Annotated in this window: 16 protein-coding genes; 13 read left to right on the top strand and 3 right to left on the bottom strand. The window is 45.9% G+C overall.

The window, feature by feature from the left end; translation table 11 throughout:
• The first annotated feature begins 21 nt into the window (after positions 1-21).
• The 12 genes from dinG to BN1080_RS07580 all read left to right on the top strand — a co-directional run bounded on the left by dinG (position 22) and on the right by BN1080_RS07580 (position 11,552).
• Positions 22-2,784: an ATP-dependent DNA helicase DinG gene (gene dinG / locus BN1080_RS07530; protein WP_110925596.1), complete on the top strand. Its 2,763-nt coding sequence runs from the start codon at positions 22-24 to the stop codon at positions 2,782-2,784.
• 74 nt (positions 2,785-2,858) lie between these two features.
• On the top strand, positions 2,859-3,029 hold the full coding sequence (locus BN1080_RS16980; protein WP_110925597.1) for a YpmA family protein: 171 nt from the start codon (positions 2,859-2,861) through the stop codon (positions 3,027-3,029).
• Positions 3,030-3,037: 8 nt separating this feature from the next.
• Positions 3,038-3,514, top strand: coding sequence for a cell wall elongation regulator TseB-like domain-containing protein (locus BN1080_RS07535; RefSeq protein WP_052651419.1), 477 nt, complete (start codon positions 3,038-3,040; stop codon positions 3,512-3,514).
• A 15-nt stretch (positions 3,515-3,529) separates the two neighbouring features.
• Positions 3,530-4,720: a pyridoxal phosphate-dependent aminotransferase gene (locus BN1080_RS07540; RefSeq protein WP_052651420.1), complete on the top strand. Its 1,191-nt coding sequence runs from the start codon at positions 3,530-3,532 to the stop codon at positions 4,718-4,720.
• 35 nt (positions 4,721-4,755) lie between these two features.
• Positions 4,756-6,051, top strand: coding sequence for an asparagine--tRNA ligase (gene asnS, locus BN1080_RS07545; protein ID WP_052651421.1), 1,296 nt, complete (start codon positions 4,756-4,758; stop codon positions 6,049-6,051).
• 63 nt (positions 6,052-6,114) lie between these two features.
• The gene (locus tag BN1080_RS07550; RefSeq protein WP_052651422.1) at positions 6,115-6,816 is read left to right on the top strand and encodes a DnaD domain-containing protein; all 702 of its coding nucleotides are present in this window, start codon (positions 6,115-6,117) and stop codon (positions 6,814-6,816) included.
• Between the two features lie 13 nt (positions 6,817-6,829).
• Complete coding sequence (gene nth / locus BN1080_RS07555; RefSeq protein WP_052654474.1) at positions 6,830-7,510, top strand: endonuclease III; 681 nt, start codon at positions 6,830-6,832, stop codon at positions 7,508-7,510.
• Complete coding sequence (locus BN1080_RS07560) at positions 7,485-7,805, top strand: YpoC family protein (RefSeq protein WP_052651423.1); 321 nt, start codon at positions 7,485-7,487, stop codon at positions 7,803-7,805. Before nth ends, BN1080_RS07560 begins: the two co-directional genes overlap by 26 nt.
• A gap of 142 nt (positions 7,806-7,947) precedes the next feature.
• Positions 7,948-9,324, top strand: a complete 1,377-nt coding sequence (locus BN1080_RS07565) for a M1 family metallopeptidase (RefSeq protein ID WP_052651424.1) — start codon at positions 7,948-7,950, stop codon at positions 9,322-9,324.
• Between the two features lie 306 nt (positions 9,325-9,630).
• Positions 9,631-10,047 carry an Rrf2 family transcriptional regulator gene (locus BN1080_RS07570; protein ID WP_052651425.1) on the top strand — a complete coding sequence of 139 codons (417 nt, stop codon included), beginning with the start codon at positions 9,631-9,633 and terminating at the stop codon, positions 10,045-10,047.
• 1 nt (position 10,048) lies between these two features.
• Positions 10,049-10,981 carry an NAD(P)/FAD-dependent oxidoreductase gene (locus BN1080_RS07575; RefSeq protein ID WP_052651426.1) on the top strand — a complete coding sequence of 311 codons (933 nt, stop codon included), beginning with the start codon at positions 10,049-10,051 and terminating at the stop codon, positions 10,979-10,981.
• On the top strand, positions 10,971-11,552 hold the full coding sequence (locus tag BN1080_RS07580; protein WP_052651427.1) for a class I SAM-dependent methyltransferase: 582 nt from the start codon (positions 10,971-10,973) through the stop codon (positions 11,550-11,552). Before BN1080_RS07575 ends, BN1080_RS07580 begins: the two co-directional genes overlap by 11 nt.
• Before the next feature lie 221 nt (positions 11,553-11,773).
• On the opposite strand, the gene BN1080_RS07585 is transcribed toward BN1080_RS07580, so the two are convergent.
• From BN1080_RS07585 to BN1080_RS07595, 3 genes are read right to left on the bottom strand one after another with little or no spacing between them, the layout of a single operon-like run.
• Positions 11,774-12,211 (bottom strand): hypothetical protein, encoded by a 438-nt coding sequence (locus BN1080_RS07585; RefSeq protein ID WP_052651428.1) that lies wholly within the window; start codon positions 12,209-12,211, stop codon positions 11,774-11,776.
• Between the two features lie 20 nt (positions 12,212-12,231).
• Positions 12,232-12,474, bottom strand: a complete 243-nt coding sequence (locus BN1080_RS07590; RefSeq protein ID WP_052651429.1) for a Med9 domain-containing protein — start codon at positions 12,472-12,474, stop codon at positions 12,232-12,234.
• Positions 12,449-12,979 carry an RNA polymerase sigma factor gene (locus tag BN1080_RS07595; protein ID WP_052651430.1) on the bottom strand — a complete coding sequence of 177 codons (531 nt, stop codon included), beginning with the start codon at positions 12,977-12,979 and terminating at the stop codon, positions 12,449-12,451. The genes BN1080_RS07590 and BN1080_RS07595 overlap by 26 nt, the downstream gene beginning before the upstream one ends.
• A gap of 146 nt (positions 12,980-13,125) precedes the next feature.
• On the opposite strand from BN1080_RS07595, the gene BN1080_RS07600 reads away from it, so the two are divergent.
• Positions 13,126-13,677 (top strand): lysozyme inhibitor LprI family protein, encoded by a 552-nt coding sequence (locus BN1080_RS07600; protein WP_052651431.1) that lies wholly within the window; start codon positions 13,126-13,128, stop codon positions 13,675-13,677.
• Positions 13,678-13,702: the final 25 nt, after the last annotated feature.

Genomic DNA, 13,702 nt, shown 5'->3' on the forward strand with positions numbered 1-13,702 from the left:
ACCCGAGAAAGAAGGCTTGTGATGAACACCCAAAAATATGTCGTTGTCGATATTGAAACTACAGGCCATTCCCCTGCTAAAGGAGACCGGATCATTCAAATAGCGATGGTAACGATTGAAAACGATCAAATTGTGGATACATATACTGAATTTATCAATCCGGAAAGAAAAATTCCGTTGTTCATTCAGGATTTAACGAATATTACAGAGCATGATGTAGCGGGAGCGCTTCCGTTCGAAGTGCATGCAGCCGCTATTTTTGAAAAAATGCGCGATGCGGTTTTCATTGCACACAATACGAATTTCGATCTGCCGTTTCTGCAAGCGGAATTCAAGCGCAGCGGATTGCCCGCTTGGCAAGGATTGACGATGGATACAGTGGAACTCGCCCGATTGATGTATCCGACGTCATTCAGCTATAAGCTGCAAGACATCACTTCGGAGCTTGGCATTCCGCTCGAAAGCGCCCATCGCGCGGACGACGATGCCATGGCGACAGCGCTTTTGTATTTGCAGGCGAAAAAAGACATGGAGCAGCTGCCGTATGAAACGTTGGCGCTCCTGCATAGGCGCTCGTTTCAATTGAAATCCGACCTATCCCGGCTCTTTTTCGAAATGACCCAGAAGAAACGAAATGGGCAGCGTGAAGCGTTTGGAAACTTTAAAGGCGTTCCGTTAAAAGTCCGCGCGGATCAATCGGTGCGCACTGGAGAAGCCTATTCAGCGGTGTTTGACTGGGAAGAGCGCCTGGAAACGGCTTTCCCGAATTTTGAACGGAGGCAAAGCCAGTTTGATATGATGGCCTCGATCCAATCGGCGCTCCATCACAAAAAAGAATTGGTCATTGAAGCGTCCACTGGGATGGGAAAAACGATCGGCTATTTATTGCCGGCAGTGAACCACTCCATAAAGACCGGAAAACAAGTGCTGATCAGTACGTATACGACGCATCTGCAAGACCAGTTGGTCCAAAAAGAAGGCGGAATTGTAGAGCAGCTTGTCGGAGGCCCGGTACGCATTTCACTTATCAAGGGCTTAAGCCATTATATTGATTTGGGACGTTTTACCGAATTGCTGCAGGGTGAAGACGAATCCTACGATGAAACATTCACCATCATGCAAGTGCTGGTGTGGCTGACTTCAACCGAAACCGGCGATTTGAATGAGTTGAACGCTTCCAGCGGCGGACAGTTTGTCTTGGATAAAATTCGCCGATCGCATCTGCGGAAATTGTCCCGGGAAGAAAAAGCGGTCGATTTTTATGAATATGCACTGGTACGTTCCAAAAACGCTCACGTCATCGTCACGAACCATGCGTTCCTTTTGAACCAGCGGGCGACAAACCAAGGCATTTTGGAAAACGTGGATGCCTATATTTGGGATGAAGCGCATCAAGTGGTGCAGGCAGCCGTCTCCCAATACGAAAAAACGTTTGTTTACACACAGTGGAAATACATTTTCGGCCAATTGGGAACGTACGACGACCAGCAATTATTCTACGAACTTTACCAAGCGGCAGAAACGAGCGGATTTTCCAGTGTTCCGGAAATGCTTCATTTAGAAGCGCTGTTCAATAAATTCACAGCGATATTCGACGAGCTGGCCCAATCGCTGACGGCCGCTTTCCAGAACCGGTTCCAAGGGAGCCGGCATAAGAAATGCGCTTCGTTGCTCTCGGAACTTCCTTACGAGAAGGATCGTTTTATGGATATGCTGCGTTTTTTGAATGAGTGGATCGATTTGTCACAATTGATTCTCCAAAAAGCCGAGCGTCTGACAGAAACGACCATCCAGGACCGCTTGACGATTACGGACTGGCGCTATTGGACGGAAGAGCTAATGGTTAAAGCGGTCGAATTCAGTGAAATCTTTGTGTTCCCCTTGGAAGATGAAGTCAGCTGGATTGAAGGCGATTTGAGAAGCCTGCCGACCAGTCTTTCGTTCTACAAGCAGCCTTTCGAAGTGACTTCGATCGTTCAGCGCATCATTGCGCCGGTACGCGGGGAAAAAGCGGTCGTTTGGCTGTCCGGAACGATGAGCGTGCCGTCAAACGAACGCTTTATTGTCAATCAGCTTGGCATTCCATTTGATGTGCCGATTACGAAATTCGAACCGCCAAAAGAGTTTTATCAAGGAGCCCGGGTTTTTGTCGTAGAAGATATGCCGGATATTCAACAAGTTTCGCAAGTTGAGTACATCGAATCGGTAGCCGATGCCGTGATTCAGACCGTGCTTGTCACGGAAGGGCGCTGTTTTGTTTTATTCACATCTCAAGACATGCTGCGGAAAACGGTGGACTTGATCCAAGACACGGGGCTTCTCGATGAATATATGCTGTTTGCGCAAGGCATTTCTTCCGGCAGCCGGATGAGGCTCCTGAAATCATTCCAGCGCTTCCAGAAATCCGTGCTGTTTGGCACGAACAGTTTCTGGGAAGGCGTAGATGTGCCGGGGGATGCGCTGCGGGCAGTCGTTGTTGTTCGCTTGCCGTTCACATCTCCGGATGAGCCCATCTTTAAAGCGAAATCCGAAATGATTTCCAGAGAAGGCATCAATCCGTTTATGCATTACGCATTGCCGGAAGCAGTTTTGCGGCTGCGCCAAGGTTTTGGGCGTTTGATCCGTTCAAAAAACGATCAGGGAATGTTCATCGTCCTGGACCGTCGAATTGAAACGAAGTCGTACGGAAAAGAATTTTTGAATGCTTTGCCGAAAGTGAAAGTCTCGAAAGTGTCTTTAGAAAAGATGGTAACGGATATTGAACATTGGTATAATAAGCAATGAAATAAAGTGCAGCGAATAGAGCCCAAACTCTATCCCTTAACACAGCAGACAAAATGAAAGGAAGGTCGCTTTGCATGGAATCGAAAATAGAAGTGCTCTCCACCGTAAATGTGAAATACCAGCCGGATTTGTATAAAGTGGTGGATGCCTTGAACCGAACATTAAAACACAACGATCTGATGTTTGGACTTGCATTGGACAAGGAAGATCCGGAACAAGCGATCTTTACAATTTATAAGACTTAGGTGATCAAATGAAGCAATGGGTTACGTTTATACTTGGGTTTTTATCTTTTTTGGCTGTCGCTTTGATGATTATTGTCATCGTAGCCGGCAACAAGCCGTATTCCGATGCGGAACAGCGGGCGATTGAACGGGTCAAAGATGAGAATTTGCTGGCAGAAGTGAAACAGGCTTATGTCTATGCTAACAAACAAACTGCTGTTACGGTAATCGGAACGGACGCCAAAGGCAAATTGAATGCCATTTTTGTACCGACTGGCGAAGGGGAAGTGAAAATTGCCCCACTTGATGAGGCAATGACCGCCAAACAAGCCAGAAAAGCAGTGGCTAAAGAAGCGGAAGTCAAAGAATTCCTGCATACACGGCTCGGGATGGAAAAAGACGGAGCTGTATGGGAAGTCGCTTATAAAGATAAAGAAGACCAGTTAAACTATATTTATATCATGGCAAGTGATGGAAAACAGTGGAAGAAGATTTTGAATTTGTGAAAGGGCTGAACAACTTTGATTAACTTAGCAAATCGAGTACAGACGTTAACGCCTTCAACTACTCTTGCGATCACAGCAAAAGCGAATGAGCTGAAAGCCAAAGGCGTTGATGTGATCGGACTAGGGGCCGGAGAACCGGATTACAACACTCCCGAAAATATTTTAGCGGCGGCCTATGCGTCCATGAAGGAAGGGAAAACGAAATATACACCTTCCGGCGGACTCCCGGCTTTGAAAAAGGCGATCATCGATAAACTTCAGCGCGACCAGCAATTAAGCTATCAGCCGAATGAAATCATGGTCGGCATTGGTGCAAAACACGTTCTTTATACTTTGTTTCAGGTATTGCTGAACGAAGGCGATGAAGTGATCATTCCGATACCTTACTGGGTCAGCTACCCGGAACAGGTGAAATTGGCTCAAGGTGTTCCTGTATACATAGAAGCTACAGCCAGCCAGGAATATAAAATTACGGCTCAGCAGCTGCGAGAAGCGATTACAGACCGGACAAAAGCCATCATTTTGAATACGCCGAGCAATCCGACGGGCATGATTTACTCGAAAGAAGAACTCGCGGAATTGGCGGAAGTATGCCGTGAATTCGATGTTTTAATCGTTTCGGATGAAATTTATGAAAAGCTCATTTACGGAGAAGCGAGCCATACATCTGTAGCCGAGTTGTCAGAGGATGCAAAAAATCGGACAATCATCATCAACGGCGTATCGAAATCACATTCGATGACCGGATGGCGCATCGGCTATGCAGCAGGCGATGCGGCTATCATCAAAGCGATGACAGACCTTGCCAGCCATTCGACATCAAACCCGACGACGACTTCCCAATACGCAGCAATTGAAGCATATAACGGGACGCAAGAACCTGTGGAAGAAATGCGGAGCGCTTTTGAAAGCCGTTTGGACACGATTTTCCCTAAAGTGGCAGCTATTCCAGGATTTAAGGTGCTGCGTCCACAAGGTGCATTCTACCTCTTGCCGGATGTTTCGGAAGCGGCGCAAAAGACGGGCTATTCTTCAGTCGATGATTTTGCGACAGCGCTATTGACTGAAGCGAACGTAGCGGTGATACCCGGGTCCGGTTTTGGCTCGCACTCTACTATCCGCCTTTCATATGCGACGTCGCTTGAGGCGCTTGAAAAAGCGGTTGGGCGCATTCACGAATTTGTCCAATCAAAATGGAACGATTAAAAGACAACTATTGACTTAATTTTTTGGAGGCTATGATGAAAAAGATTACAATTGCCGAGATGGCTCAATATAATGGACAAACAGTTAAAGTAGGCGCTTGGGTCGCGAACAAACGCTCAAGCGGAAAAATTGCTTTTCTTCAATTGCGCGACGGATCCGGATTCGTTCAAGCGGTTGTCGTAAAAGAAGAAGTCGGGGAAGAGCTTTTTGCGACGGCAAAAGGGTTGACTCAAGAAACTTCGCTTTACGTAACAGGTGAAGTGAAAGAAGACACACGCTCATCTTTCGGCTATGAACTCGCTGTAACAGGCATTGAAGTTCTTCACGAAGCGAAAGATTTCCCGATTACGCCAAAAGAGCACGGTACGGAATTCTTGATGGACAACCGCCATTTATGGCTTCGTTCGCGCAAACAACATGCGATCATGAAGATCCGCAACGAAATCATCCGTGCTACGTATGAATTTTTCAATGACAACGGATTTGTAAAAGTGGATCCCCCGATTTTAACGGGATCTGCACCGGAAGGAACTTCTGAGCTTTTTGCAACGAAGTATTTCGATGAAGACGCGTACCTTTCACAATCCGGCCAGCTTTACATGGAAGCGGCCGCTATGGCACTTGGCAAAGTATTTTCATTCGGTCCGACGTTCCGGGCTGAAAAATCAAAAACACGCCGCCACTTGATTGAATTCTGGATGATCGAGCCGGAAATGGCTTTCGTAGAACATGCGGAAAGCTTGGAAGTCCAAGAACAATTTGTCGCGCATCTTGTCCAGTCCGTCTTGAAAAACTGCAAACTCGAATTGGAGCGCCTTGGCCGCGACACATCGAAACTTGAAAACATAAAAGCGCCATTCCCGCGCATCACTTACGATGACGCCATTAAATGGTTGAATGAAAACGGCCATGATGACATCAAATGGGGAGATGATTTCGGAGCACCGCACGAAACTGCGATTGCTGAAAGCTATGATATGCCGGTATTCATTATCAACTACCCAATCGGCATCAAGCCATTCTATATGCAGCCGCATCCGGAACGCGATGACGTCGTGCTTTGTGCAGACCTTATTGCACCGGAAGGCTACGGAGAAATCATTGGTGGATCGGAACGCATTTACGATTTCGAGTTGATGAAGCAGCGCATCGAAGAGCACGGGCTTGATGAAAAAGCCTATGCCTGGTATTTGGAGTTAAGCAAATACGGTGCTGTTCCACATTCCGGTTTCGGATTAGGCCTTGAACGGACAGTGGCTTGGATCAGTGGAGCGGAACATGTCAGAGAATCGATTCCATTCCCACGTTTGTTGAACCGTCTTTATCCGTAATGCGTTTATAGCCTATAAAAAAGAAGTTGAGCGAATGAAACAGAATAGAAAGGTGGTTGGGATATGAAACAGCCGGATCGACTGCAAACTTGGATCGAGCAGGGAAATGTTGCCATTTCCCAGCTTTTTTTTCGATTCTATAAAGAATTGAAAATCACGGATGAGGAAGCCATGCTTATCATGCATGTCCATGCTTTTCTGGAAGCCGGAAATCCATTTCCGACGCCGGATGAAATTGGCAGCCGCATGATGACTTCTCAAAACCACGTAACCACAATGATTCAAAAGTTGATGCAGCAAGGCTATTTGGCCATTGAACAGGACAATGACAAAGAATTGATTACGGAGCATATTTCCTTGCAGCCTCTATGGGAACGTTTATTGGACTGCGTCTATAAAGAAAAACAGGAAGAAAAAGAACTTTCCCAAAAGGCATTGGAAGGCGAAGTATTCCAGTTGTTTGAACAGGAATTCGGCCGCTTTCTTTCGCCGATGGAAATTGAAACGATTTCGATGTGGATGGACCAGGACGGCCATAGCCCTGCGATTATCCGCATGGCGTTAAAAGAAGCGGTCATTTCCCAAAAGATCAGCCTTCGCTATGTGGACCGCATTCTGTTTGAATGGAAAAAGAAAAACATCAAAACGTCGATGGAAGTGTCACGCCATGCAACATCATTCAGAGAGAAAAATATCCAGCTTCAGCCAGCAGCCAGCACCACCAAAAAAGTTCAATTCTACAATTGGTTGGAGGAACGGAATTAGTAGGTGAATGCAATTGATGACGAAAAAAGAATGGCTCCTTTGCCTGGAAGAAATGGATCGGATGTTCCCGGATGCGCATTGCGAATTGATTCACCGGAATCCGTTCGATCTCCTGATTGCGACGCTTTTGTCTGCCCAGTGCACCGATAAGCTGGTCAATAAAGTCACAGCGACGCTTTTTCAGAAATACGAAACGCCGGAAGATTATGCAGCCGTTCCGTTAGAAGAGCTTCAACAGGACATCCGCTCCATCGGCCTTTTCCGGAACAAGGCGAAAAATATCCAAGCCCTCAGCGGGATCCTCATCGATGAGTACGGGAGTGAAGTTCCGCCAGACCGAGACTTGCTGATGACGCTGCCGGGAGTCGGGCGCAAAACGGCCAATGTGGTCGTGTCGGTTGCTTTTGGCATACCCGCTTTAGCGGTCGATACTCATGTCGAACGCGTCGCGAAAAGGCTTGGGTTGAACCGTTGGAAAGACAACCCGCTTCAAGTGGAAGAAACGATCATGAAAAAGACGCCAGCCGAAGATTGGTCGAAAACCCATCATCAAATCATCTTTTTTGGCCGCTACCATTGCAAATCCCAAAACCCCGGCTGCCATATCTGCCCGTTGTTCGAACGCTGTAGAGAAGGGAAGAAACGGGAAAACAAAGGATTGGTCAAGCGTGAAATTATCACAGAAGTTAACTAAAGAATCCGTTTCGCCGTATTTTGACCAATGGGCTGCCTTAGCCGAAGAACTTTCAAGCCTGCACCAAAAGCGCAGCAGCGGGACAGCTCCGTTGATGCTGCAAGGATTGGACCTGTTGAAAGAGTTGCTTGCCCATTGCAACGGCGAAGTCATCCCGATGAATGGCAAGGAGCGGATCCAGTTTATCGCACAGCGGCCAAATAATTATGCCGCTTTTCGGCAACTGGATGAATTGTTTTCTGAAATGAACAAGAAAATAGCTTCGAAGAGGATTCGATTAAAAAACGGGTCCTAAAATGGAAGGCCTGCTGAAAATTCAGCAGGTCTTTTTTAGTTGATTCGATATTCACTTGCGGAAAATATTAAGATTGAATGGTCCGATTTTGAATTGTTCATGATAGACTGAATGGAGCGATAGAGACGAATGGAGAAATGGCATGAAGAAATGGATAGGAGTTGCAGCAGCTATTATAGTTGCAGGAAGTGTGCTGTTGTTTGCAGCCAATGGATGGTGCGCGAGCGGCTGCCATAAACACGGAAAGCCTGAAAAGATTGGTGCAGGCTATGATCTGAAACTGGTGATGGACAAAAAAGACACAATCAATGTCAATGCCGCGATCACTGTGGCCAATTCATCTGAAAAATCTTTAAAGGATGTCGGCTTTTATTTGGTGCCCAATGCGATGAATTCAGCAGAGACCCCATTTTATGAATACGGAGATGCAGCGCTTAAGATTTCTTCGATTTCAGTTAATGGAGAAAAAGCGGACTATCAATTAGACAACAACGAATTGCTGGTAGATTTGGAAGAAAGCTTGGAACCGCAATCGACCGTCGAAGTGGAAATCAATTACAAAATGCGTCTGCCAGAGTACGGCATGCGGTTATCCCAAGTGGAAAATAATTATTATTTGGCTCATTGGTACCCGATGCTTGGGATTTATAAAGATGGCTGGGTGATCGAAGATTATGATCCAAAAGGAGAATCCTATGATACGGGATATGGAAAGTATAAAGTGAGCTACCGGCTGCCGAAAGAATATTTGGTCGCCACTTCTGCAGAAGACGGCCAAATTGCCCCAGCCGATTCCGGCACAGTAGAAGGCGAAAACATCAAGGATTTCTATATGGCCCTCCTGGATCCGGAGGAATGGGAAACAGAAAGGATCCAAGCCGATGACACAGAGCTGCGGGTGTTTGTGCCAACTGGCTCGGGAATCCTTGAGACGACGGCAGAAATGGCGGCAGACGCCTACAGTTACTTTGAAGAACGGATTGGCGATAATCCGAACCGGGAATTGGATATTATCGCAAATGACGGCTATATGGAATATCCGAACGTTATTGAAGTGGCGTCAGAGCGAGAAGCGCTGGAGTCGGTGCTGATCCATGAAATAGCCCATCAATGGTTTTATTATCTCGTCACGAATGACCCTTTCAGGGAGTCTTGGCTTGATGAAAGCCTGACGGAGTTCACCAGCGCACTGTACATCAGCGATCAGAACGGGGATGCTGACAGCGGATTTCGCGATGCTGCGTTTGCAGAAGAGGCCTATCCGACAGAAAGATACGCCAATATTCCATTGGACGATTTTGAGGAGACGGCTTATTATTCCACTATTTATGGCAAAATCCCGATGCTTCTCAAGGAGTTTTTTGAAGCAAACGGAGGAGCGGAAGCGGCATTTGAGTTTTTATCGGCCTATTATAACGAATTTCAATACGAGCAAGTCGACAGCGAAACATTCAAACAATTTTTTGAGGGGTACTTCGAAGAAGATCAAAGTGAGTTTCTGGACAGCTGGCTGAAATAAAAAATATAAGATGATAGTAAAAGACGACCGGAAAAGGATTCCAGTCGTCTTTTTCGTACTATGGATTTTAACGTTGCTGCGGACGCCGTAGGATAAATCTGCCGTTAAAAGCAATCGATCCGACGACGAAGAGTTCCCTGGCAAGACAAATCCACGTGGGATTCAGTTTTATCGAAAAACTTATGCTTCCAATTAGACGCATAATCTAAAAAAAAAGAACGGCTTTGACAATTCAAAACGGGAATGTTATTTTGATTAAAGACAACAAGAGTCTGTAATGTCTTTTATCAATCGGAGGGATCAGGAATGAAGTATTCAAATGCTACCAATTATGCACTCCATACGATGCTCCATTTAATGCGAGAGCCTAATGAAAATGCGGTAGGAGTGCAGGAATTAGCAGAAATGCAGAAGCTGTCGCCAACGTACCTATCGAAAATTTTGACCAAGCTGACAAAAGCCGGATTGATTGAATCGGCTCCCGGCGCAAAAGGCGGGTACAAGCTGGCAAGAAATCAAAACGACCCTTCTTTTTTTGATGTGATCAAGGCAATTGAAGGGGAAGCGAATTTGTTTGATTGCACCATCCATCATGAAGGCTGCCTGATTGAGAAAACGATGCGGCAAGCAGAGGAGAATATGAAACGGGAGCTACAGGGAAAACGCTTGTCGGATCTTATAAAGGAAGTTGAGCAGCATAAAAAAGCACAGAGGAGATGTTGAGATGATATTGGATTGCGCAGTCGTTGGAGGAGGGCCGGCCGGGTTGAGTGCATCGCTGATCCTTGGCCGATCCCGCAGAAAAGCTATTCTTTTTGATGACAAAAAGCCTAGAAATAGTGTGACGGATGAAGCCCATGGCTTTTTGACGAGAGATGGCATCGATCCGCAGGAATTGAAACGAATTGCCCAGCACGAATTGGGCCGTTATCCTAGTATACGGATTGAAAAGCAGCGCGTTAAGGAAGTCAAAAAGGTAAATGGGCTATTTCACCTAACAACGGAAAACGGAGACGGTTTTCAATCCCGGAAGCTGATATTGGCAACAGGAATGAAGGAAATTCTGCCGGCTGTAGAACGGATAGAAGCGTTTTACGGAACAAGCCTATTCAGCTGCCCCTATTGTGACGGATGGGAACTGAAAGATCAGCCGCTTGCTGTCATTTCTGAAAATCAATGGGCTTTCCATATGGCGAAGCTCGTTTCGAATTGGACGATTGACCTCATCGTTTGCACAAACGGAAAAGCGATGCTGACAGGTGAAGAAAGAAGGATCTTGAACAGCCGGGGCATCACCATCCGGGATGAAAAAATCAAATCGTTGCACGGAACATCAGGCAAGCTGGAAGAAATCGAATTTGCCGGAGGAGAAAAAGTTCAGCGGACAGGCGGATTCATCACGCCTGATTGGCAGCAAGCTTCTTCGATCGGACAAATACTTGGCTGCGAATTAAATGACCGAGGCGGGATCAAAGTAGATGCTTCGAAACGCACGACAATTGAAGGTGTTTTTGCCTGTGGAGATTCAGCGACCGAGGGACCGGCACAATTGATGATCGCCGCTTCGGAGGGCAGCCTGGCAGCTTTCAGAGTAAATGCTGATTTTATAGAAGAAAAGTACGCTGAAAAAGAAGGAGATGGCATTAATGGAAAATAATTTTGCAAAGCACACGCATCATCATAATGGAAAAGTCGCTTATTTGGAAAGTGCGGCTAGAAGGGCTGAGTTTTCGCCGGCTCAATTGTTGGACCAGATGCTGCTACAGAAAACAGACAAGGTGCTGGATTTCGGAGCCGGAACCGGCTATTTCACACTGCCGCTCGCTAAAAAGGTAGAAGGGACGGTTTATGCGCTCGATATCGATGGCGCGATGCTTGAAATGATCCGCACCAAAGCCGAGGAGCAGCAAATCCCGAATATCCAGCTCATTCAGGGGGAGAGCAATCGCATCCCGTTGCCGAATGCTTCAATTGATCATATCGTAGCGTCTTTAGTGCTTCATGAGATACATCCGCTAGAGGAGACCTTGCAGCAATTCAGGAACGTTTTGAAAATAGGCGGCTCTCTTGTCTGCCTTGAGCTTGAACCAAAAAGAGCACCAAATGAAAAAGCTCCTCGCATCACATATGCAGAATTGGAAAGAAAACTGGAAGGCAGTGGGATGAGAATCATCAAAAAACAATTTCTGACGGATGATCTCTACTTGATGATTGCCGAAAACCAATAAAAAAATTTGGTTCTATTATAGATATTACGAATCTTTAATAGATTTTATGATGCTTGAAAAACCGCCTTCACAATGGAGGGCGGTTTTGTAAAAGCTAGCTGCACTTCTTGTTCTGCCAAATTTACCTGGCTGAAATGCCTCGACCGATTGAGCAGCTCGTTACGCCAAGCTTACGGCTGCTTGCAAGAAGCAGAAAAACACTTGAATACGGCGGGAAAATTTCAGATGTTCTCTAATATCGTTACACTCAAGCCTTGTGGATCTTCAAATTCAATGTTCTGAAGTTTCCCGCCATCTCCAAATTTAGCCATGCCCATCATCGGGAAGCTCTCGGAAACGCCGAAGCTATTTGTAAATTCAACTTGAAATTCAAGCTCATATTGGGACGGTGCGTCCTGGGTTTTTTCGATTTCAACGGCTCCTAGCCGGAATTGGTAAGAAGAAGACTCTTCGCCCAAATGGTAGAAATAAGCGTAAGGCACGAACTGATCAAAACCGCTTGATGTGAAATAAGGTCCATACGTTTTTTCAAGAAATTCATAAAGATAAACGGCTTCAGAATCTTCGCTAGATGCGGAGCCTTTCCCCAATACATTGGCGGGATTGGTCTTGAGCCTGATAAATTCTTTGTTCGGCCCGTTAAATTCCTCGTTCAACACATGGGTGATGGTGCGTTCTTCTATGGCATTTCGGGGCCGACGCCGGATTGGCCATCCGGAGCAGGGGCGGTCGACCAAGTCAAAAACAGAAGAGCCGCAACAATCAGCATACCGAATGAAATGAAGGCCGGGGCCAAATGGAATTTCTTTTTCTTTTGCAGGCGTTCCCGCAGCTTCGCCAAACTTTCTTGGCGCGCTTTAGGAGACCGGCCGACATCTTTCATTTGCTGAAAAAAGTCATCGAGTTGTTTGTTCGGATCCATGCAAGCCACCATCCTTTCCGATAAGTTCCTTTTTTAAGGACTCGAGGGCACGGGAAGTCTTTGTCTTTACTTTTGCCTCAGTCCATCCCAATATGTAAGCCGTCTCTTTAATGGAACATTCGTTTATTTTACGGAGAAGCAAAACTTCCTGGTAGTCTTTTTTCAACGTTTTCATCGCGCGGTATAATTCGCTCGTTTGTTCTTTTTGCGCAACCATTTCTTCAAGAACGGGAAGGCTGCTAGCATGATCCTCTTCGTTATCCATGCTGAAAAAACGGATCATCTTTTTTCTTCTCAAAAAATCATACGTAACATTTCGCGCAATTTTCAACAGCCAAGTGGACACAGAGGATTGGTGGTTGAACGATTTTAAGTTTTTAAACGCTTTATAAAATGTTTCTTGCGTTAAATCTTCTGCATTTTCTTTCTGTCTGATCAGCAGAAAAATATAGCGGTACACCCGGTCACTGTGATCCAGGTATAATTGTTCAATTTCTTCTTCCATACATTTCACTCCCCGTGTACATAATAGACGATGATGAGAAAAAAAGTATCGTTTTTTATGGAATTGCTAAATTGATGGAAACTGTATATATTTGATTCATTAGGAATAAGCAGTACTAAAGGAATGATGTATTGTTGGAGGCCGTTATGAAAAAAATGATTTATTTGTTTGTCGCTTTAGGAGTGCTGAGCGGCTGCACCACTATTGGAAAAGAAGCTGTGCCAAGCGAAGAAGAGCCGCCGGCAGAAACAGCGGAGTTGGCAGAAGAGGAGTCCGCGCCTTCGCTTCCGGAAAATCAATCGATGGAGCGGGAAACCGTGGAGGAAAACCCGAAAGCTTATTATTTGCTGGAACTGGAACGAATCGATCTGACCCTTGCAAAACTCGAAAATTCATACAAGAATGGTTCGACTGCTGCATTGAAGGCAGGTGAGGCAGAATCGCTCAGACGATGGGACAAAGCCTTAAATGAAATATACAGCGTAATTCGAAGCCAATTGAGTTCAGAAGAAATGGAAGAGCTGCGGCTTAAACAATTGGATTGGATTTCAGCACGCGACCAACAAGCAGCAGAAGCCGCCGCCGAGTTTGCCGATGGGACGCTTGAAAGCGTTGCACAACTTTCTACAGTGCGCGAATTGACAAAAGAAAGATGTTTTTTCCTTGTAAATACGTACTTAAAAGAAGATGCAATTTGAGGCGTTTTTTGAAATGATTTACATA

Source organism: Planococcus massiliensis (genome assembly GCF_000821325.1).
Classification (GTDB): Bacteria; Bacillota; Bacilli; order Bacillales_A; family Planococcaceae; genus Planococcus; species Planococcus ruber.

Excerpts from the sequence above, each read along its gene's own strand:
- BN1080_RS07580 (WP_052651427.1), top strand. The coding sequence starts at position 10,971 with ATGGAAAATAATTTTGCAAAGCACACGCATCATCATAATGGAAAAGTC.
- BN1080_RS07595 (WP_052651430.1), bottom strand. The coding sequence starts at position 12,979 with ATGGAAGAAGAAATTGAACAATTATACCTGGATCACAGTGACCGGGTG.
- BN1080_RS07600 (WP_052651431.1), top strand. The coding sequence starts at position 13,126 with ATGAAAAAAATGATTTATTTGTTTGTCGCTTTAGGAGTGCTGAGCGGC.
- BN1080_RS16980 (WP_110925597.1), top strand. The coding sequence starts at position 2,859 with ATGGAATCGAAAATAGAAGTGCTCTCCACCGTAAATGTGAAATACCAG.
- BN1080_RS07575 (WP_052651426.1), top strand. The coding sequence starts at position 10,049 with ATGATATTGGATTGCGCAGTCGTTGGAGGAGGGCCGGCCGGGTTGAGT.
- BN1080_RS07550 (WP_052651422.1), top strand. The coding sequence starts at position 6,115 with ATGAAACAGCCGGATCGACTGCAAACTTGGATCGAGCAGGGAAATGTT.
- BN1080_RS07590 (WP_052651429.1), bottom strand. The coding sequence starts at position 12,474 with ATGGATCCGAACAAACAACTCGATGACTTTTTTCAGCAAATGAAAGAT.
- BN1080_RS07565 (WP_052651424.1), top strand. The coding sequence starts at position 7,948 with ATGAAGAAATGGATAGGAGTTGCAGCAGCTATTATAGTTGCAGGAAGT.
- BN1080_RS07535 (WP_052651419.1), top strand. The coding sequence starts at position 3,038 with ATGAAGCAATGGGTTACGTTTATACTTGGGTTTTTATCTTTTTTGGCT.
- dinG (WP_110925596.1), top strand. The coding sequence starts at position 22 with ATGAACACCCAAAAATATGTCGTTGTCGATATTGAAACTACAGGCCAT.
- asnS (WP_052651421.1), top strand. The coding sequence starts at position 4,756 with ATGAAAAAGATTACAATTGCCGAGATGGCTCAATATAATGGACAAACA.
- BN1080_RS07570 (WP_052651425.1), top strand. The coding sequence starts at position 9,631 with ATGAAGTATTCAAATGCTACCAATTATGCACTCCATACGATGCTCCAT.